Source organism: Streptomyces sp. NPDC059499 (assembly GCF_042749285.1).
Taxonomy (GTDB): Bacteria; Actinomycetota; Actinomycetes; order Streptomycetales; family Streptomycetaceae; genus Streptomyces.
The window spans coordinates 1-23936 of sequence record NZ_JBHYTT010000010.1 but is presented as its reverse complement, the minus strand read 5'-3'; the positions used below and the strand labels follow the sequence as shown (position 1 = coordinate 23936).

At 69.6% G+C, this 23936-nt stretch carries 19 protein-coding genes; 7 read left to right on the top strand and 12 right to left on the bottom strand.

The window, feature by feature from the left end; genetic code table 11:
- Positions 1–351: 351 nt before the first annotated feature.
- From ACFW9O_RS22700 to ACFW9O_RS22690, 3 genes are all read right to left on the bottom strand, one after another.
- Positions 352–651, bottom strand: a complete 300-nt coding sequence (locus ACFW9O_RS22700) for a hypothetical protein (RefSeq protein ID WP_384611685.1) — start codon at positions 649–651, stop codon at positions 352–354.
- Positions 652–1041: 390 nt separating this feature from the next.
- Entirely contained in the window at positions 1042–2571 is a 1530-nt protein-coding gene (locus ACFW9O_RS22695) for a UDP-N-acetylglucosamine 1-carboxyvinyltransferase (protein ID WP_351172456.1), read from the bottom strand.
- Between the two features lie 218 nt (positions 2572–2789).
- Positions 2790–2987, bottom strand: a complete 198-nt coding sequence (locus ACFW9O_RS22690; protein ID WP_351172453.1) for a DUF4236 domain-containing protein — start codon at positions 2985–2987, stop codon at positions 2790–2792.
- A gap of 225 nt (positions 2988–3212) precedes the next feature.
- On the opposite strand from ACFW9O_RS22690, the gene ACFW9O_RS22685 reads away from it, so the two are divergent.
- The 3 genes from ACFW9O_RS22685 (at position 3213) to ACFW9O_RS22675 (ending at position 8632) form a co-directional block, all read left to right on the top strand.
- A complete protein-coding gene (locus tag ACFW9O_RS22685; RefSeq protein WP_384611683.1) occupies positions 3213–4013 on the top strand; it encodes a phosphotransferase in 801 nt (266 codons plus the stop codon).
- Between the two features lie 575 nt (positions 4014–4588).
- Entirely contained in the window at positions 4589–7303 is a 2715-nt protein-coding gene (gene acnA / locus ACFW9O_RS22680; RefSeq protein WP_384611681.1) for an aconitate hydratase AcnA, read from the top strand.
- A 99-nt stretch (positions 7304–7402) separates the two neighbouring features.
- Positions 7403–8632: an ROK family protein gene (locus tag ACFW9O_RS22675; RefSeq protein WP_351172444.1), complete on the top strand. Its 1230-nt coding sequence runs from the start codon at positions 7403–7405 to the stop codon at positions 8630–8632.
- A gap of 52 nt (positions 8633–8684) precedes the next feature.
- Here ACFW9O_RS22675 and ACFW9O_RS22670 read toward each other — a convergent pair whose 3' ends face one another.
- The 6 genes from ACFW9O_RS22670 to xylA all read right to left on the bottom strand — a co-directional run bounded on the left by ACFW9O_RS22670 (position 8685) and on the right by xylA (position 15254).
- Positions 8685–9290 carry a hypothetical protein gene (locus ACFW9O_RS22670; RefSeq protein WP_384611968.1) on the bottom strand — a complete coding sequence of 202 codons (606 nt, stop codon included), beginning with the start codon at positions 9288–9290 and terminating at the stop codon, positions 8685–8687.
- Between the two features lie 162 nt (positions 9291–9452).
- On the bottom strand, positions 9453–10832 hold the full coding sequence (locus tag ACFW9O_RS22665; RefSeq protein WP_384611679.1) for a GH1 family beta-glucosidase: 1380 nt from the start codon (positions 10830–10832) through the stop codon (positions 9453–9455).
- 8 nt (positions 10833–10840) lie between these two features.
- A complete protein-coding gene (locus ACFW9O_RS22660) occupies positions 10841–11695 on the bottom strand; it encodes a carbohydrate ABC transporter permease (protein WP_384611677.1) in 855 nt (284 codons plus the stop codon).
- Positions 11696–11700: 5 nt separating this feature from the next.
- Positions 11701–12672 carry a carbohydrate ABC transporter permease gene (locus ACFW9O_RS22655; protein WP_384611675.1) on the bottom strand — a complete coding sequence of 324 codons (972 nt, stop codon included), beginning with the start codon at positions 12670–12672 and terminating at the stop codon, positions 11701–11703.
- 11 nt (positions 12673–12683) lie between these two features.
- Entirely contained in the window at positions 12684–13946 is a 1263-nt protein-coding gene (locus tag ACFW9O_RS22650; protein ID WP_384611674.1) for an ABC transporter substrate-binding protein, read from the bottom strand.
- A 138-nt stretch (positions 13947–14084) separates the two neighbouring features.
- Positions 14085–15254, bottom strand: a complete 1170-nt coding sequence (gene xylA, locus ACFW9O_RS22645; protein ID WP_329206380.1) for a xylose isomerase — start codon at positions 15252–15254, stop codon at positions 14085–14087.
- Positions 15255–15578: 324 nt separating this feature from the next.
- Here xylA and yicI point away from each other — a divergent pair, with 324 nt between their 5' ends.
- Together yicI and ACFW9O_RS22635 are read left to right on the top strand one after the other, a co-directional pair.
- Positions 15579–17807 (top strand): alpha-xylosidase, encoded by a 2229-nt coding sequence (gene yicI / locus ACFW9O_RS22640; protein ID WP_384611673.1) that lies wholly within the window; start codon positions 15579–15581, stop codon positions 17805–17807.
- Positions 17808–17861: 54 nt separating this feature from the next.
- A complete protein-coding gene (locus tag ACFW9O_RS22635; RefSeq protein WP_329206377.1) occupies positions 17862–18488 on the top strand; it encodes a histidine phosphatase family protein in 627 nt (208 codons plus the stop codon).
- Between the two features lie 17 nt (positions 18489–18505).
- Here ACFW9O_RS22635 and ACFW9O_RS22630 read toward each other — a convergent pair whose 3' ends face one another.
- The gene (locus tag ACFW9O_RS22630) at positions 18506–19441 is read right to left on the bottom strand and encodes a LysR family transcriptional regulator (protein ID WP_384611671.1); all 936 of its coding nucleotides are present in this window, start codon (positions 19439–19441) and stop codon (positions 18506–18508) included.
- A gap of 133 nt (positions 19442–19574) precedes the next feature.
- On the opposite strand from ACFW9O_RS22630, the gene ACFW9O_RS22625 reads away from it, so the two are divergent.
- The gene (locus tag ACFW9O_RS22625; protein ID WP_384611669.1) at positions 19575–20825 is read left to right on the top strand and encodes an MFS transporter; all 1251 of its coding nucleotides are present in this window, start codon (positions 19575–19577) and stop codon (positions 20823–20825) included.
- A gap of 20 nt (positions 20826–20845) precedes the next feature.
- Here ACFW9O_RS22625 and ACFW9O_RS22620 read toward each other — a convergent pair whose 3' ends face one another.
- Both ACFW9O_RS22620 and ACFW9O_RS22615 read right to left on the bottom strand, forming a co-directional pair.
- Positions 20846–21052, bottom strand: a complete 207-nt coding sequence (locus ACFW9O_RS22620) for a DUF397 domain-containing protein (protein WP_384611667.1) — start codon at positions 21050–21052, stop codon at positions 20846–20848.
- On the bottom strand, positions 21049–21879 hold the full coding sequence (locus ACFW9O_RS22615; RefSeq protein WP_384611666.1) for a Scr1 family TA system antitoxin-like transcriptional regulator: 831 nt from the start codon (positions 21877–21879) through the stop codon (positions 21049–21051). Before ACFW9O_RS22615 ends, ACFW9O_RS22620 begins: the two co-directional genes overlap by 4 nt.
- A gap of 200 nt (positions 21880–22079) precedes the next feature.
- On the opposite strand from ACFW9O_RS22615, the gene ACFW9O_RS22610 reads away from it, so the two are divergent.
- Entirely contained in the window at positions 22080–23777 is a 1698-nt protein-coding gene (locus ACFW9O_RS22610; protein WP_384611664.1) for an LCP family protein, read from the top strand.
- Positions 23778–23936: the final 159 nt, after the last annotated feature.

Here is a 23936-nt window from a genome sequence, read left to right as displayed (position 1 = left end):
AAAAGTGGTCTGAACCACTCCGTCTCTTCGGAGGTCATCTTCGGGGCCGCATCCGCGCGGGACAACCCAATGGCGCGGACCAGCGCGGAATTCATTGGTCTGGGCCGCAGAAAGCATGCCCGGGGAGACTTGAGGACTCAGATGGTGATACGTGGCCAACAGACAGCGGGAGCGCGAATCCGGCCATGGGCGGGTTGACACTCTTTTCGCTGCTGTTGCGGGGATCGCTCCGACTACGCCGTGACATGCATCCTCCCGACGGTGAGGACACACGACCCGACTGAGGGAGGGCGCCCGGCCCGCCCCATCCAACTACCCAGGGAATGCTTAACCGTGGAATCACCGGGCGGACTACGCTCGGTTTCGCGCCTCGTCCCGCAGCTCTCTCTTGAGGATCTTGGCAGTCGCCGAGAGAGACAACTGATCGCGGAACTCCACCAAGCACGGGTACTTGTACGCCGCCATTGTGGATTTGCACCACTCGACCAATTCCTCTTCGGACGCCGCCTCGTTCGCGTTCCGCACGACGAACGCCTTGACCTCCCCACCATGCCGGGAGTCGTGGACGCCGACCACCGCGACCAAGCTGACCGCGGGGTGTGTCATCAGGACCTCCTCCACCTCACGGGGGTAGACGTTGTATCCGCCCATGGATGATCAAGCCCTTGGTTCTGTCATTTGTCAGCCCAGGCGGAGAAAAAGGCCCTTCCTGGACGCGTAGATTGAGGCGGGAAGGACCCTCTTCGCCAACCGCAATCGCGGCTTACAGCACCATTCTGGTCTCCGCCGTGACGCTCAATTGACGCTCTGCGCGCCTGACGGCCCCCAGTTGGAGAAGCGGAATCGCCTCTGAACTGCGGTCTTCTCCGGTCTCGGCCAGGTGACGTGTTTTCGATGACCGAATGATGTGCAGCGCCGGTCACCCGGAGCCTCCTCGCCCGGCCAGAAGTCCCGGAAAAGTCCCAGGGGCGCCCACAAGTCCCCTCCCGCCTCGTATTTGTGCAGTCAGGAGGGGTTTTGCGTCGCTTCTTCTGAGAGCTTTCAGATGTCCCGGAAGATCTCGATCTGCGCACCCACCGAGTTGAGCCGCTCCGCCAGTTCCTCGTACCCGCGGTTGATCACGTACACGTTGCGCAGTACGGACGTGCCCTCGGCCGCCATCATCGCCAGCAGCACCACCACGGCCGGCCGCAGTGCGGGCGGGCACATCATCTCCGCGGCGCGCCAGCGGGTCGGGCCCTCGACCAGGACCCGGTGCGGGTCCAGGAGTTGCAGTCGGCCGCCGAGGCGGTTGAGGTCCGTGAGGTAGATCGCGCGGTTGTCGTAGACCCAGTCGTGGATCAGGGTCTGGCCGTGCGCGGAGGCCGCGATGGCCGCGAAGAACGGCACGTTGTCGATGTTCAGGCCGGGGAACGGCATCGGGTGGATCTTGTCGATGGGCGCCTCCAGCTTGGAGGGCCGGACCGTCAGGTCCACCAGCCTGGTGCGGCCGTTGTCGGCGGCGTACTCCGTCGTACGGTCGCAGTCGACGCCCATCTCCTCCAGGACCGCGAGCTCGATCTCCAGGAACTCGATCGGGACCCGGCGGATCGTCAGCTCGGACTCGGTCACCACGGCGGCGGCCAGCAGGCTCATCGCCTCGACCGGGTCCTCGGAGGGGGAGTAGTCGACGTCCACGTCGATCTCCGGCACGCCGTGCACGGTGAGGGTCGTCGTGCCGACCCCGTCGACCTTCACACCGAGCGCCTCCAGGAAGAAGCACAGGTCCTGGACCATGTAGTTGGAGGAGGCGTTGCGGATGACGGTCGTGCCGTCGTGCCGGGCGGCGGCCAGCAGGGCGTTCTCGGTCACGGTGTCGCCGCGCTCGGTCAGCACGATGGGGCGGTCGGGCCTGACCTCGTGGTCGACCTGCGCGTGGTAGAGGCCGTCGGTCGCCGCGATCTCCAGGCCGAAGCGGCGCAGCGCGATCATGTGCGGCTCGATCGTCCGCGTACCGAGGTCGCAGCCGCCCGCGTACGGCAGCGTGAAACGGTCCAGGCGGTGCAGCAGCGGGCCGAGGAACATGATGATCGACCGGGTCCGGCGCGCGGCGTCCGCGTCGATGGCCTCCAGGTCGAGGCGCGCGGGCGGCTGGATCTCGAGGTCCACGCCGTCGTTGACCCAACGGGCGCGCACTCCGATGGAGTTGAGCACCTCCAGGAGCCGGAAGACCTCCTCGATGCGGGCCACCCGGCGCAGTACGGTGCGGCCCTTGTTGAGCAGCGAGGCGCAGAGCAGTGCGACGCAGGCGTTCTTGCTCGTCTTGACGTCGATGGAGCCGGAGAGCCGGCGTCCGCCGACGACCCGCAGGTGCATGGGCCCGGCGTAACCGAGCGACACGATCTCGCTGTCGAGGGCTTCGCCGATGCGGGCGATCATCTCAAGGCTGATGTTCTGGTTGCCGCGCTCGATGCGGTTGACGGCGCTCTGGCTGGTGGCGAGCGCCTCGGCGAGCTGAGTCTGTGTCCAGCCACGGTGCTGGCGGGCGTCACGGATGAGCTTGCCGATACGTGCGAGGTAGTCGTCTTCCATGGCTGCACGCTATCTCACATATGAGATGAAGATCGTGCGGGGGTGTGGGGTTGACGTGGACGTCGGGTGCCGGACGGCGCGCCGAGCCCTTTCGGGCGGTACGTCGAACCGGCCGGACGGCACGCCGACCGGCGCCGGACCACAAGGCGGGCTCCCGTCTACACGGTCGTTCGCGCCTTGCGGTCCGGCACGCGGGGCTCGGCCGAACGGGTGAGCGGTCAGCCGCGGCGGCGGTTGGTGGTCTTCCGCCAGCCGAAGGGTCCCGGCAGGTCCATCGACGTGGTGCGCCGGCCGGTGCTGCTGGTGGTGCGCTTCGGTCCGTGCCGGCCGCCGGTCGTGACGGACCACGAACGACGGTTGATGTTCAGCCGGACGCCCGGAAGGATCTGGAAGCTCTTGCGGAATGTGAGCGGCATCTGCGCCTCCTTTGTCAGGAGTACGGGTATCCCGACGCTGTCCGTCCATGCCTGTGGTGTGAGCGCGCTCCGGTCGGGAGTGCCTCGCGCTGCCCGGGGTGGCGGGCCTCTCCATCGGGTCGGCCCGCGCAACGCGCTGGTCAGCGGGGCCGGTACGGTCCAGTTGAAGGCCTCGTGCAGTCGGGCCCGCCCGCGCGGGGTCGATCTGGCGGTAGCGTCGTCGTCATGACGGCTGAGAGCGAGGCGCTGGTCGGCGGCATGGCCAACGCAGGAGCGGTCTTTCGCCGTGGTGCGCTGGTGGAGCGCCCGGCTCCGCGCAACGCGCACGCCCTGCACGCCTACCTCCTTGCGCTGAAGGAGCGCGGCTTCGACGCGGCGCCGACCCCTGCCGGATTCACCGAGGATGGCCGGGAACGGCTGACCTTCATCTCCGGCGACGTGGCCCTGCCGCCGTTCCCGGACTGGGCGATGACGAAGGCCGCCCTGGAATCGGTGGGGAGCCTGCTGCGGCGCCTGCATGAGACCAGCGCGGCCGTCGCGGTCGACATCCGTGCCGAGTGGCCTGGGGACCTGGCCGATCCGGAGGGGGGAACGATGCTGTGCCACAACGACGTGTGCCCGGAAAACGTCGTGTTCCGCGACGGCCGTGCCGTCGCCCTGATCGATTTCGACCTGGCAGCCCCGGGCCGTCCCCTCTGGGACGTCGCCATGACCGCCCGCTACTGGGTGCCCCTGGTCGATCCCGCATCTGCGGCCGCCGTCTACCCCTCCGGACTGGATGCGCCCACGCGGCTGCGGATCCTTGCCGACAGTTACGGCCTCTCGCCGCAGGACCGTGCCGAGCTGGTCGGCGTCATCGAGCAGGCCACCGAGGTCTGCCGGGCTTTTGTCGCCCGCCGCGTGGCTGACGGTGACCCCGTCTATCTCCAGGCGCTGGCCGAGCGCGGTGGATGGGAACGCTGGGACCGCGTGCAGACCTGGCTGACGGAGCGCCGTGAGACGTTCGCAGCCGCCCTGCTGAACTGACCTGCCGGATCTTCGAGGACGGGTTCCGCGATACCGCCCGCCGGAGGCTCCCGTCGCTCTTTCCTCAAGCCGGAACATGCGCCAGAAGTAATGCGTCGGGCACCCCGACCCGCTCGAACCCCCACCCCGCCTGGTCGCAGGCCAGGCGGGTGATCTCGGGCCGGGCCGCCACCCGGTCCGGCAGTGGACGCCATCGACACTCGCGTACGGCATCCACGTGCGACAGCCCGACGTACGGCTCGGCAGGATCCACCTCGACCGGTACGCCCGCTCGGCACCCCCGATTGGGTCACCTCGTACGCCTGGGTTCGCCGGCAAGGAGCCGCGACGACCGGGTTCGCTGTCAAACGCCCCGAGGGGATGACAGCGGTCACGGGCGCCCGGGCATGACCGCGCGGCGGCGATGTACTAGAGTTATCTCGACATCGAGATATCTGCCGAGGCGCACCGCAGTCGCCGCCGGTAAGGGTTACCTAACTAATCCTTACCTTAGCGGATGGTGGGGGCCGTAGGCGGCGCCGGCCGCACATGAGGCGCGGCGCGGTTGAACGCGCACATTGAAGAAGGAGACTGTCGTGTCGGCGAACAGCTTCGACGCCCGCAGCACGCTGCGCGTGGGCGACGAGTCGTACGAGATCTTCAAGCTGGACAAGGTCGAGGGCTCCGCGCGCCTCCCTTACAGCCTGAAGGTGCTGCTGGAGAACCTGCTCCGCACCGAGGACGGCGCGAACATCACCGCCGACCACATCCGGGCGCTCGGCGGATGGGACTCGCAGGCCCAGCCCAGCCAGGAGATCCAGTTCACGCCGGCCCGCGTGATCATGCAGGACTTCACCGGCGTTCCCTGTGTCGTGGACCTCGCCACCATGCGTGAGGCCGTGAAGGAGCTCGGCGGCGACCCGGCGAAGATCAACCCGCTGGCCCCGGCCGAGCTGGTCATCGACCACTCCGTCATCGCCGACAAGTTCGGCACCAACGACGCGTTCGCGCAGAACGTCGAGCTGGAGTACGGCCGCAACAAGGAGCGCTACCAGTTCCTGCGCTGGGGCCAGACCGCCTTCGACGAGTTCAAGGTCGTCCCCCCGGGCACCGGCATCGTCCACCAGGTCAACATCGAGCACCTGGCCCGCACGGTCATGGTCCGCGGTGGCCAGGCGTACCCCGACACCCTCGTCGGCACCGACTCGCACACCACGATGGTCAACGGCCTCGGTGTGCTGGGCTGGGGCGTCGGCGGCATCGAGGCCGAGGCCGCGATGCTCGGCCAGCCGGTCTCCATGCTCATCCCGCGCGTCGTCGGCTTCAAGCTGACCGGCGAGCTCCCGGCCGGCACCACCGCCACCGACCTCGTGCTGACCATCACCGAGATGCTCCGCAAGCACGGCGTCGTCGGCAAGTTCGTCGAGTTCTACGGTGAGGGCGTCGCCGCCACCTCTCTCGCGAACCGCGCCACCATCGGCAACATGTCGCCGGAGTTCGGCTCCACCGCCGCGATCTTCCCGATCGACGACGAGACGCTGAAGTACCTGCGTCTGACCGGCCGCGACGCGCAGCAGGTCGCGCTCGTCGAGGCGTACGCCAAGGAGCAGGGCCTCTGGCTGGACCCGGCCGCCGAGCCGGACTTCTCCGAGAAGCTGGAGCTCGACCTCTCCACGGTCGTCCCCTCCATCGCCGGCCCGAAGCGCCCGCAGGACCGCATCGTCCTCGCCAACGCCAAGGCGCAGTTCGCCCAGGACGTGCGCAATTACGTCGCGGACGACGAGGAGGCGGGCAAGGAGTCCTTCCCGGCCTCCGACTCCCCGGCCACCGCCAACGGCGTCCCGTCGAACCCGGTCACCGTCACCGCCCCCGACGGCACGACGTACGAGCTCGACCACGGCGCCGTCACCGTCGCCGCGATCACCTCCTGCACCAACACCTCAAACCCGTACGTCATGGTCGCCGCCGCGCTCGTCGCGAAGAAGGCCGTGGAGAAGGGCCTGACCCGCAAGCCGTGGGTCAAGACCACCCTCGCCCCGGGCTCCAAGGTCGTCACCGACTACTTCGACAAGGCGGGCCTGACCCCGTACCTCGACAAGGTCGGCTTCAACCTCGTCGGCTACGGCTGCACCACCTGCATCGGCAACTCCGGCCCGCTGCCGGAAGAGGTCTCCAAGGCGGTCAACGAGCACGACCTGGCCGTCACCTCGGTGCTCTCCGGCAACCGTAACTTCGAGGGCCGGATCAACCCCGACGTCAAGATGAACTACCTGGCGTCCCCGCCGCTGGTCGTCGCGTACGCCATCGCCGGTTCGATGAAGGTCGACATCACCAAGGACGCCCTCGGCGTCGACCAGGACGGCAAGCCCGTCTACCTCCAGGACATCTGGCCCTCCGAGGCCGAGGTGAACGACGTCGTCGCCAACTCCATCGGCGAGGACATGTTCAACAAGTCCTACCAGGACGTCTTCGCGGGCGACGCCCAGTGGCAGGCGCTGTCGATCCCGACCGGCAACACCTTCGAGTGGGACGCCGAGTCCACCTACGTGCGCAAGCCCCCGTACTTCGAGGGCATGACGATGGAGACGACCCCGGTCGAGGACATCATCGGCGCCCGTGTCCTGGCCAAGCTCGGCGACTCGGTCACCACCGACCACATCTCCCCGGCCGGTGCGATCAAGGCCGACACCCCGGCCGGCAAGTACCTCACGGAGCACGGCATCGAGCGCCGTGACTTCAACTCCTACGGCTCGCGCCGCGGTAACCACGAGATCATGATCCGTGGCACCTTCGCCAACATCCGCCTGCGCAACCAGATCGCGCCGGGCACCGAGGGCGGCTTCACCCGCGACTTCACCCAGGCCGACGGCCCGGTGTCGTTCATCTACGACGCCTCGCAGAACTACCAGGCCGCGGGCACCCCGCTCGCGATCCTGGCGGGCAAGGAGTACGGCTCCGGCTCGTCCCGTGACTGGGCCGCCAAGGGCACCGCGCTCCTCGGCGTCAAGGCCGTCATCGCCGAGTCCTACGAGCGCATCCACCGCTCGAACCTCATCGGCATGGGCGTCCTGCCGCTCCAGTTCCCGGAGGGCCAGACCGCGGAGAGCCTCGGCCTGACCGGCGAGGAGAGCTTCTCCTTCACCGGTGTGACCGAGCTGAACAACGGCACCACGCCGCGCACGGTCAAGGTCACCACCGACACGGGTGTGGAGTTCGACGGCGTCGTCCGCATCGACACCCCCGGCGAGGCGGACTACTACCGCAACGGCGGCATCCTGCAGTACGTGCTCCGCAGCCTGATCCGCAAGTAGACGCACCGAGAAGTGAGCGAGGGCCGCACCCCCGGGTGCGGCCCTTCGCCGCTCCCTGATCCGGCCTGCCGAACGAAAGGCCCTAGGCTCGAAGGTCAGATGAAGAACACCCTCACCTCGCCCGCCGCCAAGGCAGGACACGAGTCCGTGCGGCGGCACAACCTGAGCCTGGTCCTGCGGACCGTGCGTGACGAGGGCGAGGTCACCCGTGCCAGGGTCGCGAGCCTCGTCGGGCTCACCCGGGCCGCCGTCTCCTCGCTCGTCGAGGAACTGCTCGCCCTGGACTGCCTCAGCGAGTCGGGCAAGACCTCCAGCGGCGCGGCCGGGCGCCCCGGCACCGTACTGAAACTGTCCCGGACCGGGCCGGCGGGGCTCGGTGTGGAGATCAACATCGACTACGTGTCGGTGTGCGCCGTCGACCTCACCGGCACCGACCGGGTCCGCGTCACCGAGCACACCGATCACCGGGGAGTCCCGGCCGCCGACGTGCTGGCCCACGCCGCCAGGCTCACCAACCGGGTCATCGGCTCCACCCGCGAGCAGGAACTGCGCGTCGTCGGCGTCGAACTGGCCCTGCCCGGCCTGGTCTCGGGCGGAGTGGTCCGCCAGGCCCCCAACCTCGGCTGGAACAGGGTCGCGGCCGAGGGCATCTTCGGACAGGCACTCAGCACGCTGCGCCCCGCAGGGCGGGCCCTGGCCGTCGGCTCCGACAACGAGGCCAATCTCGCGGCCCTGGCCGAACTCTGGTTCGGCGGGCTCGGCGGCGTACGCACCTTCCTCTATCTCACCGGTGAGATCGGCGTCGGCGGAGCCCTCGTGCTGAACGGCGAAATGCTGCGCGGCGCCCACGGGTTCGCGGGCGAGATCGGGCACATGGTCGTCGATCCGCAGGGCCCGCTCTGCCGGTGCGGGGCGCGCGGCTGCCTGGAGCAGTACGCGGGCCGGGCGGCGCTGCTGGAGGCGGCCGGCATCGACCCGGACACGGGGATCCGGGGGATCGGTGAGCTGGAGCAGCGGGCCGCGGCCGGGGAGACGCGGGCCGTGGAGGCGCTGCGCACGGCGGGGGACCGGATGGGCGTGGTGCTGGCCGGCGCGGTGAACCTCTTCGACCCCGAGGCGGTCGTCCTGGGCGGCATCTACCGGAACCTGATGCCATGGCTGGAGGAGTCGGCGGACGCCCAGCTCACGGCACGGGTGGTGTCGGGCCGCTGGCACGAGAAGGGCAGCCGGCTGCGCGCCTCGTCCGTCTCCGGCGACGCGGCACGGGGCGCGGCCGCCCGGGTGGTGCACGAGGTGATGGCGGACCCGGGGGCGTACGCGCTGCGGTGAACCCGTAGGCCCCGGGGCGCTGATGCGACGGCTGTGCCGGAGCCTCGACCGCTCAGAGGTCGAGTGCGCGCACGAGGGCGGCGGTGACCGGGGCGGAGCGGTCGGGCAGATTCTCGGAGACCCACTCCTCGGCCAGTGCCAGGAAGCCGGTCAGATCACGTTCGGCACCGTCGAGCAGGCGGCCGAGCTCGGCGACGGACAGCTCGATCACCGGGCTGTCCGTCCTTTCGGCGTCGACGGTCAGCCGGACGGTGCCGCCGGCGCGTTCGGCGACCGGGGCCGGGTCGTGTCCGAAGGAGGCGTAGTCGCCTCCCTGGAGGACTTCGCGCCAGGCACGCCACTCCTCCAGCCCGGTGCAGCAGCCGGGCAGGAGAGTGATGCCGGTGGAGCGGTCCGTGACCCGCATGCCGCCTGGCGCGAAGAGGTCCTCGAAGGTCAGCAGCCCGTGCAGGAACGAACCGAGCGGGTCGGCGGGCCGGGGCGGGCGGCCGTCGTGCTCCGGGTCGAGGTCGTTGCACTCGGCGATGCGCATCACGGCCGTCGCCACCTCGACTGTGGTGAGCTCACCGCTGAGCGGCAGATATCCGGACGGACGGGCCTCGGCGACAGGCCAGAGGGCGAAGCCGTCGGTGCGGTGGATCTCCAGGACGGGGCGCATCACGATCACCTGGGAAGTCTCCCGCACCCCGGCCGGCAGCGCCTCCCGATTTCGGGGACCTCTTGGCCGGGGCGAGGCGGTCCCCGGTGGCGGGCCGGACGGCGGGAACGGAACGGGGGCGTACGCGCCATGTGCACGCGTACGCCCCCGCCGTGAAGGTGATCAGGCCTTGTGCGCCGCGATCAGCTGCTGGTACCAGCGGTAGCTGTCCTTCGGGGTGCGCTCCAGGGTGTCGTAGTCGACCCGGATGATCCCGAACCGCTTCGCGTAGCCCAGCGCCCACTCGAAGTTGTCCAGCAACGACCAGACGTAGTAGCCCTGTACGTCGACACCGGCGTCCATGGCCGCCCGCAGCGCCGTCAGGTGGTCGCGCAGGTACTCCACCCGGTCCGTGTCGTGGATGGAACCGTCCGCCTCGACGCTGTCGAACTCCGCCGAACCGTTCTCCGTGATGTGCACCGGCGGCAGGGCGTCACCGTACGTCTGCTTCAGGACGGTCAGCAGGTCGGTGAACGACTCCGGGACGACCGGCCAGTTCATCGCCGTCCTGCGGACGTCCGGGTAGCTTCCCTCCGCGTACCGGTTGTCCGTGGCCACGCGCAGCGCCGGGTCCGGCTCGCGGTGCGGGGCTGCGGCGATCACGATCGGCCGGTAGTAGTTGATGCCCAGGAAGTCCATCGGCCGGGAGATCAGCTCCAGGTCGCCCTCGCGGCGGAAGTCCTGACCGGTGATCAGCTCGCCCCAGGTCTCCTCCTCGGTGGCCGGGTAGCGGCCCGCGAGGAGCGGCTCGGTCCACACGAGGTTGTGCTGCGTGTCGGCCCGGACGACGGCCGCGAGGTCGGCGTCCGACTCGGTGGCCGGGACGTTGCGGTCCAGGTTGAGGGTGATACCCGCCTCGCGGACGCCCGCGGCGCGCAGCGCGTCCATCGCGTGGCCGTGGCCGACCAGCAGGTGGTGCGCGGCGGCCAGAGCCCCGCGCCCCTCCTGCGCGCCCGGCGCGTGACGGCCCACGGAGTAGCCGAGGAACGCGCTGCACCACGGCTCGTTGAGGGTGATCCAGCGCGGCACCCGGTCGCCCAGGTGCTCGGCCATGATCGCGGTGTACTCGCCGAAGCGCTCCGCCGTCTCCCGTACCCGCCAGCCGCCCCGGTCCTCCAGGGCCTGCGGCAGGTCCCAGTGGTACAGGGTGGCGGCCGGCTCGATGCCCGCCTCCAGGAGCGAGTCGACGAGCCGGGAGTAGAAGTCCAGCCCCTTGGGGTTGACCGCCCCGCTGCCCTCGGCCTGGATGCGGGACCAGGCGATCGAGAAGCGGTACGAGTCCACGCCCAGCTCGCGCAGCAGCGCCACGTCCTGCGGGTAGCGGTGGTAGTGATCGCAGGCGACGTCACCCGTGTCGCCGCCGTCGGTCCTGCCGGGCGTGTGGCTGTAGGTGTCCCAGATGGACGGGCCGCGGCCGTCTTCCTCCACGGCGCCCTCGATCTGGTACGAGGCCGTGGCCGCGCCGAAGACGAATCCGGGCGGGAAGACCGGGAAGTCACTCATGGGAACCCTTACTTGACCGAGCCGCCGGTGATCCCGGCGGCGATGTACTTCTGGGACAGGACGAGGAGGACCGCAGCGGGCACCGCGGAGAGCACGGACGCGGCCATGACCGAACCCCAGTCGCCGACGTGGGCCCCGATGTACTGGTAGATGCCGAGGGTGATCGGCTTGACGTCGTCCGTCGTGTTCAGCGTGAGCGCGAACATGAAGTCGCTCCACGCGTACAGGAACGAGAACAGCCCCGCGGTGATCAGGGAGTTGCGGCTCATCGGCAGGACGACCTGGACGAACGTGCGGACACGGCCCGCACCGTCGACCTCGGCGGCCTCGACGACCTCGCGCGGGATGGACACCATGAACGAGCGCATCAGCACGATCGCGAACGGGATGCCCAGCGAGGCGTCCGCCAGCATCAGGCCGAAGTAGGAGTTGACCAGGCCGAGGTCCACGTACGCGCTGTACAGGGCGTTGGCGATGACGATGCCGGGCACCATCTGTGTGATGAGCGTGCCGAAGACGATCGTCCTGCTGCCGCGCAGCTTGAACTGCGCCAGCCCGTACGCCGCCGGCGCGGAGATCGCCAGGCAGATGGCCACGGCGCCGAGGGCCACGGCCAGCGAGGTCAGCAGGTTCGCGCCCTGGTCGGTGACGGCCGAGGTGAAACCGGAGAAGTCGATGCCCGTCGGCACGGGGGCGACGTCGACCAGGCTCGCGTCCGGCTGGAGGGCGGTGTTGACCATCCAGTACAGCGGGAACAGCATGACGGCGAGGACGACGACGCCGAATACCGTCGCACCCCAGCGGCGCCTGGGCCGGTGGACGGCGGGAGCCGGGGCGGCGGGGATCTGGGTGGTGGTCGCCATGCCGGTCACTTCCCCTCGTTGCGGTTGACCCGCAGGTAGAACACCGCGAAGACGGCGGAGATCAGGATCAGGATGTTGCCGACCACGGCACCGGCCCCGAAGTCCATCTGGACGAAGGAGTTCTGGTACGTGAGCGTGCCGAGCGTCTGCGTGGAGTCGGCGGGGCCGCCGTCGGTGAGGGCGAGGACCAGGTCGAGGATCTTGACCGTCGACATGAAGCCGAGCACCAGCACCACCGTGATGACGGGCTTGAGCATCGGCAGTGTCACCGAGCGGAAGGTGCGCCAGGCCGAGGCGCCGTCGAGCGAGGCGGCCTCGTGCAGTTCCTTGGGGACCTCCTGGAGGCCGCCGTAGAGGATCACCATGTTGAACGGGATGCCGATCCAGATGTTCACCAGGATCACCGAGACGAGCGCCATGCTCGTGCTGGTCAGCCAGGGCGTGTCGCCGCCGAGTCCGAGGGTGCCCAGGAAGGAGTTGAGGACGCCGGTGTCCTGGTCGAAGATGCGCCGCCAGACGATGCCGGAGACGACCATCGGGACCAGCCACGGCAGCAGGATCAGCGAACGCAGGATCCCGTTCAGCGGGAAGCGGCGGCTGAAGAAGACCGCGAGGGCGAGACCGATGCAGAACTGGCCGACGAGCGATCCGACGGTGAAGAGGATCGTCTGCCACAGGGCCTTGCCGAACAGCCCGTCGTCGAAGACGTTGCTCCAGTTGTCCGTGCCGTTGAACGGCGCCTCACCGGTGAAGAACGTGGACGGCGAGTAGTCCTGGAAGCTCATCACGATGTTGCGGACGAGCGGGTAGCCGAAGAACAGTGCCATGAAGACCACGGCGGGGGCGATGAAGCCCCACTGGGCGAGCTGCCTGCGGCGCTTGGCGCGTTGCGGGCTCACGGGCTTCATGGCCGTACCGGCCGCCGGGGCTTTCGGCTCGGCGTGCGGCGCGGTTGCGGAGGCTGTGGTGGATGACATGGTTCGGTACCTCAGTTCCCGCTCGTGACCTGCTGCTGGGCACGCTCGAGAGCGGCCTCGCTGGACTCACCGGTGAGGGCGGACTGGAAGGCGCTCTGCAGGGCGAGCGACACGGACGACCACTGCGCGCCGACCTTCGTGGTACGGGAACGGGCCGTCGAGACCTGGCCGGCCAGGGCCGCCAGCTCCGGGGCCTTCGTACGCCAGACCGCGGCGGCCTTGGTGTTCGCCGGGACCATCCAGCTGTTCAGGGCGTACGTGATCTGTTCCTTCTCGCCCGCCATGCAGTCGATGATCTCGGCGGCCGTCTTCTCGCGCGCGGTGTCGCCGGTGTTGGGCACGGTCAGCACACCGCCGCCCAGCGGACCGACGGAGTCGTCGCCCGCCTCGGGTACCGGGATCTCGGCGATGCCCCAGTCGAGCCCCTTCTTGGCGTTCAGGGTCTCGACCTGCCACGGGCCGTTGATCATCATGGCGGCGTTGCCTGCCATGAACTGGTCGTTGACGTCGGCCTGGGTCCAGTTGACCGTGGACCTGGAGAGCGAGCCGTCCTTCAGGAGCGCCTTCCAGTAGTCCAGCGCACCGGCGACCTCGGGGGTGTCGAGCTTCGACTCGTCGCCGCCGTTGGACCACATGAACGGGGTGAACTGGAAGACACCGTCCTCCGCGCCGCCCGCGCTGAGCGCCAGGCCGTACCGCTTTCCCTGGGTCAGCTTCGCGGCCGTCGACCGCATCTCGGCCCAGGTGGTGGGCACCTTCAGGCCGGCCTCGTCGAGGGTGTCCTTGTTGTAGAACAGCGCCAGGGTGTTCACGGTGCGCGCGGCCCCGTAGTACTTCCCGTCGAACGAGCCGAAGTCGACGATCCCCTCGGGGATGTCCGTCGTGGTCAGTCCGAGATCCTTCAGCGGTATGAGCCCGCCGGCCTCGGCGAACGTCGGCATCTCGGAGGCGTCCAGCTGGAGGACGTCCGGCAGAGACTTCGACGACGCCATGCGCAGCGCCTTCGTCATCAGCTGGGAGGCCGGCACGCTCTGCTGCTCGATCGTGATCCCGAGCTCCTTGCCGCAGCGCGCGAGGGTGTCGCCGTCCCAGCGGTGGTACGACTCGTCGGTCGAGGAGTTCATGACGGTGTAGACGTCGTCGTCCCTCTGCTGACCGCACCCCGACAGAACGGCGCCGGTGAGAATCGCGGAGACGACGGTGAGGGGGACGACGATCCGCCTGGTGCGGCGGCTGGGGCGTCGGTCCGTTCCGTCCGGGGCTGTTTCTGTCACGGTGGTGCCCTTGCATGAGGGGGTGGCCGATCCATGGGAACGCTCCCACGGGGTGATCGTCAAGTCCGTGCGCGGATTCGGCGAGGCCGCACGCGGAAGTCCGGGTGCCCGGCGGAGGACCGCCGGGCACCCGGTGCGTCAGCGGACGCCGAGCAGGTGCTCCATCGCGAGCTGGTCGAGGGCCTCGAAGGCCATCGAACGCTCGGCGGCGGCGTTCACGTCGAACTCCTCGAACGCGGAGCGGTCCGCGAGCAGGCTCTTGAGCCCGTCGGCTGCGGTCGGCTGGGCCAGCTCGTCCAGGCGGGAGGCGGTCAGGGCCTCCTGCACGGCCGGGTCGGCGCGGAAGGCCGCGGCGCGCTCCTTGAGGATCAGGTAGTTGCGCATGCAGTTCTTCGCGGACTCCCACACGCCGTCGATGCCGTCGGTGCGCACCGGCTTGAAGTCGAAGTGGAGCGGGCCCGCGTAGTCGGAGTTCTCCAGCAGGTCGACGAGCCAGAACGCCTGGCGCAGGTCGCCCGCGCCGAAGCGGAAGTCCTGGTCGTACTTGATGCCGGACTGGCCGTTGAGGTCGATGTGGAAGAGCTTGCCCGCCCACAGGGCCTGGGCGATGCCGTGCGGGAAGTTGAGGCCCGCCATCTGCTCGTGGCCGGTCTCCGGGTTGACGCCGACCAGCTCGGGGCGCTCCAGGCGCTCGATGAAGGCCAGGGCGTGCCCGATGGTCGGCAGGAGGATGTCGCCGCGGGGCTCGTTCGGCTTCGGCTCGATCGCGAAGCGGAGGTTGTAGCCCTGCTCGGTGACGTAGTCGCCCAGCAGGTCGAAGGCCTCCTTCATGCGGTCCAGCGCCACGCGGACGTCCTTGGCGGCGCCGGACTCCGCGCCCTCGCGGCCGCCCCAGGCCACATACGTCTCGGCGCCCAGCTCGGCGGCGAGGTCGATGTTGCGGATGACCTTGCGCAGCGCGTAACGGCGCACGTCGCGGTCGTTGGACGTGAAGCCGCCGTCCTTGAACACGGGGTGCGTGAAGAGGTTGGTGGTGGCCATCGGGACCTTGAGCCCGGTGCGCTCCAGCGCCTCCTTGAAGCGCGCGATGTGGGCGTCGCGCTCACTGTCGGAGGAGCCGAACGGGATGAGGTCGTCGTCGTGGAACGTCACACCGTGCGCGCCGAGCTCGGCCAGGCGCTCGACCGACTCGACCGGGTCGAGCGCGGGACGGGTGGCGTCGCCGAACGGGTCGTTGCCGCGCCAGCCGACGGTCCAGAGACCGAAGGTGAACCTGTCCGCGGCGGTGGGGGTGAAGCGTTCCGACATTGATCAGCCTCTTGTCGACGAAGGCGCGGGCGGCGGATCAGCCGACCGACCAATTTGTTTGCTTGCAGTACTAATACCCCACCCGGCCGTTGGTTTCCATACCGTTTCCGTGACGTATCGGTCACGTGGCGGCAGCATGTCGGATCTGCGGCCTTCGTCAGCCGTCCAGTTATGCGGGCATTCCGGGTGTTCCTGTTGCGTACGGGCCCTCGTGCGCACATTTGTTTTGTGTACGATCAAAATTGAGAGGACCCGTTGGCGCGCTCGCCGCAGACGCCCTGACGTCCCGCGCTTCCGTACTTCCTGAACGGCTAAGGACCCCCCATGAAGTTCACCGACGGCTTCTGGCAGTTGCGCAGCGGTGTGCACGCCTCGTACGCCACCGAAGTCCGCGACGTCCGCCTCGACACCGACCGCCTCGCCGCCTACGCGGCCGTCAAGCGTGTCGAGAGGCGCGGTGACACCCTCAACGCCCCGCTGATCACGGTGGAGGCCCACGCTCCGGCGGAGGGAGTCATCGCCGTACGGCTCACGCACCACGCGGGCAGGCGCCGCAAGGGCCCCGACTTCGAACTGGTGGGAGCCGCCGCGCAGTCCGCCGCCACGGCACGTGACCTGGGCGCCACCGCCGAGCTGACCAGCGGCCCCCTCACACTGAGGCTGCCCACCGAGGGTGCCTTCGGTCTGGAGTTCCTCGACGGCGACGGGCAGGTCCTGACGTCCGCCGGACGCAAGGGGAGCGCGTTCGCCACCCTCCCCGACGGCAGCCACCACATGGTCGCCCAGCTCGCTCTCGGCGTGGGCGAGACCGTCCACGGTCTCGGCGAGCGCTTCACGCCGTACGTGAAGAACGGCCAGACCGTCGACATCTGGCAGGCCGACGGCGGCACCAGCAGCGAACAGGCGTACAAGAACATCCCGTTCTACCTCTCCTCGCGCGGCTACGGCGTCTTCGTCAACCACCCCGGCAAGGTCTCCTTCGAGGTGGGCTCCGAGGCCGTCGGCCAGGTGCAGTTCAGCGTCGAGGACCAGACGCTCGAGTACTTCGTCATCGCCGGCCCCACGCCGAAGGACGTCCTCGCCCGCTACACCGCACTCACCGGCCGCCCGGCCCTGCCCCCGGCCTGGTCGTTCGGCCTCTGGCTGTCCACGTCGTTCACCACCTCCTACGACGAGAGGACCGTCAACTCCTTCGTCGACGGGATGGCCGAACGCGGAATCCCGCTCAGCGTCTTCCACTTCGACTGCTTCTGGATGCGCGAGTACCAGTGGTCGGACTTCGCATGGGATCCGGCGGCCTTCCCCGACCCGGTGGGCCAGATCGCCAGGCTCAAGGAGAAGGGCCTGCGGATCTGCGTCTGGATCAACCCGTACATCGCGCAGAAGGGCGCGCTGTACGAGGAGGGCGCCCGCGAGGGCTACTTCGTCGAGACGGCCGACGGTGACATCTGGCAGTGGGACAAGTGGCAGGCCGGCATGGCGCTGGTCGACTTCACCGACCCCGAGGCCACCGCCTGGTTCCAGGGCAAGCTCAAGGGACTCCTCGACCAGGGTGTCGACGCCTTCAAGACCGACTTCGGCGAGCGCATCCCCACGGACGTCGTCTGGCACGACGGCTCCGACCCGGAGCGCATGCACAACTACTACACGCACCTGTACAACAAGGCCGTCTTCGAACTCCTGGAGAAGGAGCGCGGTCAGGGCGAAGCCGTACTCTTCGCCCGCTCCGCCACCGCCGGCGGCCAGCAGTTCCCGGTCCACTGGGGCGGCGACTGCTGGTCCTCCTTCGGCGCCATGGCCGAGTCGCTGCGGGGCGGCCTCTCCCTGTCGCTCTCCGGCTTCGGCTTCTGGAGCCACGACATCGGCGGCTTCGAAGGCACCCCCGACCCGGCGGTCTTCAAGCGCTGGCTCGCCTTCGGCCTGCTCTCCTCACACAGCCGGCTGCACGGCTCCTCCTCCTACCGGGTGCCGTGGGAGTTCGGCGAGGAAGCGGTCGACGTGGCCCGGCAGTTCACCCGCCTCAAGCACAGGCTGATGCCCTACCTGTACGGGGCCGCCGTCGAGGCCCACCGCACGGGCGTCCCGACGATGCGCCCGATGCTGCTGGAGTTCCCCGACGACCCGACCGCCCGCACCGTGGACCGCCAGTACCTCCTCGGCCCGGACCTCCTGGTCGCGCCCGTCTTCAGCGAGGACGGCCAGGTCGAGTACTACGTCCCCGAGGGCACCTGGACCCACCTGCTGACCGGCGACACGGTCACCGGCCCCGGGTGGCGCCGGGAGACCCACGGCTTCGACAGCCTGCCGGTCCTGGTCCGCCCGGGTGCGGTCCTGGCGCTGGGCGCGGACGAGTCCCGCCCGGACGGGGAGTGGCTCGACAACCTGGAGCTCCGGGTCTTCGCCCCGGCCGGAACCGGCGACTTCACCCGCACGGTCACGGTCCCCGACCTCACGGGCGCACCAGCGGCGACGTACGAAGTGATCCGCGAGAGCGGCGAGGTCCGGGTCGTGGCGGACACGGACCAGCCGTACACGGTCACGGTCGTAGGCTGATCCTTTGAGCCGGCCCCGGCCAGGGGCCGGCTCCTCGGCGCGAAGGTGGAGTCCATGGGCGAGCTGATCCTGATCCGGCACGGCGAGACGGAATGGTCCCGCTCCGGACAGCACACGAGCCACACCGACCTGCCGCTCACGGACCTCGGCGAACGGCAGGCCCGCGCGTTGGTCCCCCTCCTGGCCGACCGGCACATCGGCCTCACCCTGGTCAGCCCGCTGATCCGTGCCAGGCGTACCGCGGAACTTGCGGGCCTGCGGACGCCCCGGGTCACACCGGATCTGCACGAGTGGGACTACGGGGCGTACGAGGGCGTGACCACGGTCGAGATCCACCGCACCCGCCCCGACTGGAACCTGTGGACCGACGGCGTCGCGCCCGGCCCCGAAGGGCACCCGGGCGAGACCCCGGCGGAGGTGGGAGCCCGTGCGGACCGGATCCTGGCAGAGGTCCGGGCAGCCGCCTCACGCCTCGGCGACGCGGACATCGCGCTGGTCGCGCACTCCCACTTCCTGCGGGTCCTCACGGCCCGCTACCTGCGACTGACTCCGGCGAGCGGCGCCTTGTTCCAGCTCGCCACGGGCGCGGTCTCCCGCCTCGGCAAGGAACACGGCCTGCCGGTCGTCACGGCACTGAACCTCGCACTCCCCGAGAGCCTGTACGAGGCGGCGCGCGCCTGAGCGCGCGGACGCGTGCGTCAGCGCGGAATCACCCAGCTCGGGGTCCAGGTCCCGGCGTCGTCATGGCCGGCCGCCGTGGCGGCGAGGTGGGCGCGCAGGGTGGCCAGCGCCGGGTGCGGGTTGTCGCGGTGCCAGAGGAGCGAGTGCGGGTAGACGGGCGTCGGGCCGGTCACCGGGACGAGGCGCAGCCCGTGGCCGACGGGCCAGACCAGGCGGGTCATCCCACCCATGAAGGTGGCCAGGGCAGGGGTGTCGGCGATGGTGTCCAGGAGCGCGTCGGAGCCGAAGTTGGGGCCGGTCGCCTCGATGGTGAGACCGAACTCGGCGACGAGGTCGTCGTAGTAGGCGGCCCACTCGGTACCGGGGACGATGCCCGGCATCCAGATCCGGTGCCCGGCGAGCCGGGCGAGGGGCACCGACCGGGCGCCCGCCAGCGCGTGTGCGGGGCCGGTGAGGAGCTGGAGCGGCTCGTCGAGCACCCGGACGGACTCGATGTCCTCGGGCAGGGGCCGGCCCGGCACGGCGACGGCACGGAACGACGCGTCGATCTCGCCGGACCGGATGGCGGCGACGGCCGTGTCGATGTCGAAGAGCCACACCACGTCGAGCTCGATCCCGGGGTACGCGTCGTGGAAGCCGCGCATCAGGCCGGACGCCGCGCCGCGTGAGGCGATCACGTCGACGCGCAGCGGACGGTGGCCGGTGCGTACGGACGCGACCGCGCGTTCGGCGACACGCAGCAGTTCGCGCGCGTGGGGCAGGAACGCCTGCCCGTCGATGGTGAGCTCGGCGCCCCTCGGCGTGCGCGTGAACAATCGCACGCCGAGGCTGCGCTCCAGTGCGGCGATGCGCTTGGAGACGGCCTGCTGGGTGACCGCCAGCTCGGCGGCGGCCTCCTGGAACTGCCCCGCCTCGGCGGCGGCGACGAAGGTCCTGACGGTGTCGAGGTCCACGCCGACACCCTAGTGCCACAACTGTTGGTTGTGGCTGGGAGCCACTTCGGTTGTTTGATCCCTCGGTGTCCTGCTCGCTTTGATGCTTCCGATCGCGGATCGGTTGTGCGGATGAGCGGAGAGGGGCTCGGGCATGGGGAGCGGACACCGGCTCGGCAGGCCGTTCGGATGGCTGTGGGGAGCGTACGGGACCAGTGCGCTCGGCACGTGGCTCGCCTTCGGCGCGTTCCCCCTGATCGCCATCCAGGTACTGCACGCCGGACCGGGCGAGGTCGCCGCCCTCTCCTCCGTCGGCGCCGCGGTGGGCGCGGTCGCGGCGGTCCCGCTCGGACCGTGGGTGGAGTTCCGCCGCAAGCGGCCGGTGCTGATCGCGATGGACCTGGTGCGGTTCGCGGCGCTGCTGACGATCCCCGCCGCGTTCGCGTTCGGCGTCCTCACCTTCCTTCAGCTCCTGCTGGTCTCGGTCGTCGTCGCGGCGGCCGACATCACCTTCCGCGCAGCCTCGGGCGCGTACCTGAAGACACTGCTGCCGCCCGAGGACCTGCTCGTGGCCAACGCCAGACTCGAATCCACGGCCTGGACGACCACGATCGTCGGACCGCCGCTGGGCGGCGCCGCGATCGGGCTCCTCGGTCCGGTGGCGACCCTGGTGGCCGACGCGGTCAGCTACCTGCTCTCGGCCCTGGGCATCCGCGCGATCGGCGGGCACGAACCCCGGCCCGAACCCCGGGAGGCCCCGCGCCTGCGGGCCGGGGACCTGCTCGACGGCTGGCGGTACATCCACGCCGACGCGACGCTCCGCCCGCTGTTCATCAACACCGCCCTGTTCAACGGCCTCGTGATGGCCGCCTCGCCGCTGCTGGCCGTCCTCATGCTCGGCAGACTCGGGTTCGCGCCGTGGCAGTACGGCCTGGCCTTCGCCCTGCCCGCGATCGGCGGGCTGCTCGGTTCGCGGCTGGCCCGACCGCTCGTCACCCGGTTCGGGCAGCACCGCGTCCTGGTCGTGTCGGGGACGCTGCGCGCGTTCTGGCCCATCGGACTGGCCTTCGTGGGGCCGGGAACCGGAGGGCTGCTGCTGGTGATGGGCGTCGAGTTCGGGCTCATCCTCTGCTGCGGGGTCTTCAACCCCGTCTCCGCCACCTGCCGCCTCCGGCGCACCGCGACCGACCGGGTGGCCCGCACGCTGTCCGCCTGGGCGGTGACGACCAAAGCCTCGACCGCACTTCTGACGGCCGTCTGGGGCGTACTGGGTGGCCTGCTCGGCCCGCGTACCGCCATCGGCCTTGCCGGCGTGCTCCTGCTGGCGACCCCGCTGTTGCTCCCCCGCCGGGAGGCAACGCCTCTCCCGGAGCCGGAGCCGGAGTCAGCGACGAGCCGCACCTGACAGGGGCCGGCAGACCTCTGTCAGAGGGTGCCGTTCCTCAGGGCGTCGACGAACGGGGTCCAGCGCGCGGCGGCGAAGGCCAGTGCGGGGCCGCCGGGGGTCTTGCTGTCGCGGACGGGGACGAGACCGGGGATGCCGTCGGCCACTTCGACGCACTCGCCGCCATCGCCATTGCTGTACGACGACTTGCGCCAGGCAGCGGTGCTCAGGTCCGGTGTGGTGCTCATGGCGTCACGAACTCCTTCGCCGCCGAGACGATCCGGTCCAGGGACGCCTCCGGCGACAGTGCGGCAGCCCTGGCCAGATCGTATGCGGAGCGGTACTGCTCCACCAGCATTGGTTCTTCGACGAGTTGACCGCTGTAGGCGCTCTCCGTATACACGACTGCGGGAGCCTCGGTGAACTGCATCAGTGTCATCGACGCTTGCAGGACGGGGTGGGCCCCGGCTGAGAGCGGGAGCACCTGTGTGACGACGCGGGGGCGGGATGCAGTCTGCTCGGCCAGATAGGTGAGTTGCTCTGCCATCACGGCGTTTCCGCCCACAGGAACGAGAAGGGCGGCTTCATGAATCACCACCCAAAGTACGGGCGCGGTAGGTGAGTCGAGGAGGCAGGCGCGCTCCATACGCGTGCGGACGTGTCCCTCGACGACTTCTGTGGCGGCGAACGGGTGGGCGGACCGGGTGAGCGCCCGCGCGTACGCCTCGGTCTGCAGAAGGCCAAGGACAACCGATGTGCAGCTTCCGATGAACGAGGCCTGCAGCTGGAGCTCCGCCGCATCCGCGAAGTACCCCGCCACCTTCGACTTCCGCGCCAGCAGGCACAACCGCTGCAGATGCTCGCCGCTCCCCAGCAGCTCGTCCAGCGCGCTCGACAGCTCCAACTGGGGCCGCCGTTCCGCCGCTTCGAACAGGCCGATGTAGGTGCCCGAGCAGAAGACCCGTTCGCCCAGCTGGTTCTGCGACAGGCCCGCTGCCTCCCGCAGGCGACGCAACTCCGCGCCGTAGAAGGCGCGCGGGTTCGCGTACGGGTCGAGCTCCTTGGGCTGCGGCACGGTCCGGAACCTAGTGGTCACCCCGCCCCCGTACAGGTGGATCTGCTCCCGATCACCCGGACGGGTAGGCCCGAAGCCGTGCAGTGCGACGCGTCCGCACAGGCATGTTGCAGAAGCCTTTGAGCGGCATGCGGCTCCGATACGATGCCGCATCGAACGGTTGGGCGACTCAGGTGGCGCCCGCCGGAGGACTGGGGGGCATGGGCGTGCAGACCTATGGAGGGGCGGACGAGGTCGATCCCGCGGATCAGTGGGTGGTCAACCCGGAGACCGGTACGTACGAACTGCGCCTGGACGGTCAATCGGCAACTCGGTCCGGCAGCGATCCCCACGTCGACTCCGCTTCCCGCGGCAGTACCGCCGATTCCCCACCCGCCCGGGTTCCCCGGCAGCGCAGCCGTCGCGAATCGCCCGCTGCGGACACCACGCCCAGGTCGCCCCGCCGCAAGCCCAAGCGGCAGGGCAGGAAGAAGGTGCTGATGTGGACCGGGGGCGCCCTCACCCTGGTCCTCGTAGGTACATCGGCGTACGCGTACTACTGGTACGACCGACTCGACGGGAACATCAGCACCGTCGACGTGGGCGACGTGGGGAGCGACACCGTCCTGGGGGACGGGCCGGTCAACATCCTGATCATCGGCAACGATGTACGTGTGGGCAAGGGCAACGAGGCCTACGGCAACCGGAGCAACGTCACCGGCCACGCCGACACGACCCTCCTCTTCCACATATCCGAGGACCGCTCCAATGCGACCGTGGTGAGCATCCCCCGGGACCTCATGACCAAGATCCCGGACTGCGATACCAGACAGCCCGACGGCTCCACCAAGGTCATCGCCGGCTCGACGGTTCCCACCAGGTTCAACGAGTCCTTCGGAGTCAACGGCCGTGACCCCGGCTGCACGATGCGTACGGTCGAGGGCATCACGGACCTCGAGGTCGACCACTTCATGATGTTCGACTTCAACGCGGTCAAGACCGTGTCCACTGCCGTCGGTGGCGTCAAGGTGTGCCTGAAGGAGCCCATCAAGGACGTGGACGGCGGGACCGACCTCGACCTGCCGTCCGGGGAGAGCCGGATCGCGGGCGAGGACGCGCTGTCGTTCCTCCGGAACCGGCACGGTCTGAAGAACGAGAGCGACCTGGACCGGATCGAGATGCAGCAGCAGTTCGTCGCATCGATGATGCGCCAGCTGAAGGAAGACACCCTGGACAGTCCCACGAAGATGCTCGACATCGCCGAGGCGGCCACCAACGCCCTCACCGTGGACAAGGGGATAGGCAGCGCCGCCAAGCTCGTCACCCTTGCCAGGGAGCTCGGCAGGATCAGCCTGAAGAACATCACCTTGATGACGGTGCCGGTGGTCGACAACCCGGACGAGCCCACCCCCATCACCGTCGTCCTGGACCCGGCCGAGGCGCCGAAGGTCTTCAGCATGATGCAGAACGACGTGTCCTTCACCGACGTGAAGAAGGAGCAGAAGGCGGCCCGGGACAAGCAGGCCGCGCTGCTCGAAGGTCCTCGGGCGGAGGCGTCGGCCGTGCGCGTGGACCTCGTCAACGGCGGCGCTCCGAGCGGATCGGCGAGTGCCGTCCTGGGCTGGCTGCAGAATTCCAAGGGTGTGACGAAGTCCAGCAACGGGGGCAACGCCCCGAAGGACGTGGCCAGGACGACACTGGAGTACGCGCCGAACCAGGCCGACCAGGCGCGTGAGCTCGCGGACCTCATGGGCCTGCCCGCCTCGGCGCTGAAGCCCGGTACCACGGACGCCGCTGCGGCGGAGCCGATGACGCTCGTCCTCGGGCCGGACTTCAAGAAGGCCGGAACGCCGGTCGCCCCGCCGAAGAAGGTGGACGTCAAGCAGTCCCGGGCCGACGAGAGCGCGTGCGGCGCGTAGCCGCGTCCCTTTCTGCACCGTGTCGTCCGCGACGTTCGGCACCACGGCACCGGGGGGGGGGGGGGCCCCGCCCCGGGGGGGGGGGGCGCCCCCGCCCCGGCGCGGGCCGCGGGGGGGGTGGGTTAGAGAAGCTCGAACAGCACGCGGCCCCCCGCCCCC

What these genes read in the sequence shown, in the direction of transcription:
- ACFW9O_RS22700 (WP_384611685.1), bottom strand. Translation starts at nt 651, where the DNA reads ATGGGCGGATACAACGTCTACCCCCGTGAGGTGGAGGAGGTCCTGATG.
- ACFW9O_RS22695 (WP_351172456.1), bottom strand. Translation starts at nt 2,571, where the DNA reads ATGGAAGACGACTACCTCGCACGTATCGGCAAGCTCATCCGTGACGCC.
- ACFW9O_RS22690 (WP_351172453.1), bottom strand. Translation starts at nt 2,987, where the DNA reads ATGCCGCTCACATTCCGCAAGAGCTTCCAGATCCTTCCGGGCGTCCGG.
- ACFW9O_RS22685 (WP_384611683.1), top strand. Translation starts at nt 3,213, where the DNA reads ATGACGGCTGAGAGCGAGGCGCTGGTCGGCGGCATGGCCAACGCAGGA.
- ACFW9O_RS22675 (WP_351172444.1), top strand. Translation starts at nt 7,403, where the DNA reads ATGAAGAACACCCTCACCTCGCCCGCCGCCAAGGCAGGACACGAGTCC.
- ACFW9O_RS22670 (WP_384611968.1), bottom strand. Translation starts at nt 9,290, where the DNA reads ATGCGCCCCGTCCTGGAGATCCACCGCACCGACGGCTTCGCCCTCTGG.
- ACFW9O_RS22665 (WP_384611679.1), bottom strand. Translation starts at nt 10,832, where the DNA reads ATGAGTGACTTCCCGGTCTTCCCGCCCGGATTCGTCTTCGGCGCGGCC.
- ACFW9O_RS22660 (WP_384611677.1), bottom strand. Translation starts at nt 11,695, where the DNA reads ATGGCGACCACCACCCAGATCCCCGCCGCCCCGGCTCCCGCCGTCCAC.
- ACFW9O_RS22655 (WP_384611675.1), bottom strand. Translation starts at nt 12,672, where the DNA reads ATGTCATCCACCACAGCCTCCGCAACCGCGCCGCACGCCGAGCCGAAA.
- xylA (WP_329206380.1), bottom strand. Translation starts at nt 15,254, where the DNA reads ATGTCGGAACGCTTCACCCCCACCGCCGCGGACAGGTTCACCTTCGGT.
- yicI (WP_384611673.1), top strand. Translation starts at nt 15,579, where the DNA reads ATGAAGTTCACCGACGGCTTCTGGCAGTTGCGCAGCGGTGTGCACGCC.
- ACFW9O_RS22635 (WP_329206377.1), top strand. Translation starts at nt 17,862, where the DNA reads ATGGGCGAGCTGATCCTGATCCGGCACGGCGAGACGGAATGGTCCCGC.
- ACFW9O_RS22625 (WP_384611669.1), top strand. Translation starts at nt 19,575, where the DNA reads ATGGGGAGCGGACACCGGCTCGGCAGGCCGTTCGGATGGCTGTGGGGA.
- ACFW9O_RS22620 (WP_384611667.1), bottom strand. Translation starts at nt 21,052, where the DNA reads ATGAGCACCACACCGGACCTGAGCACCGCTGCCTGGCGCAAGTCGTCG.
- ACFW9O_RS22610 (WP_384611664.1), top strand. Translation starts at nt 22,080, where the DNA reads ATGGGCGTGCAGACCTATGGAGGGGCGGACGAGGTCGATCCCGCGGAT.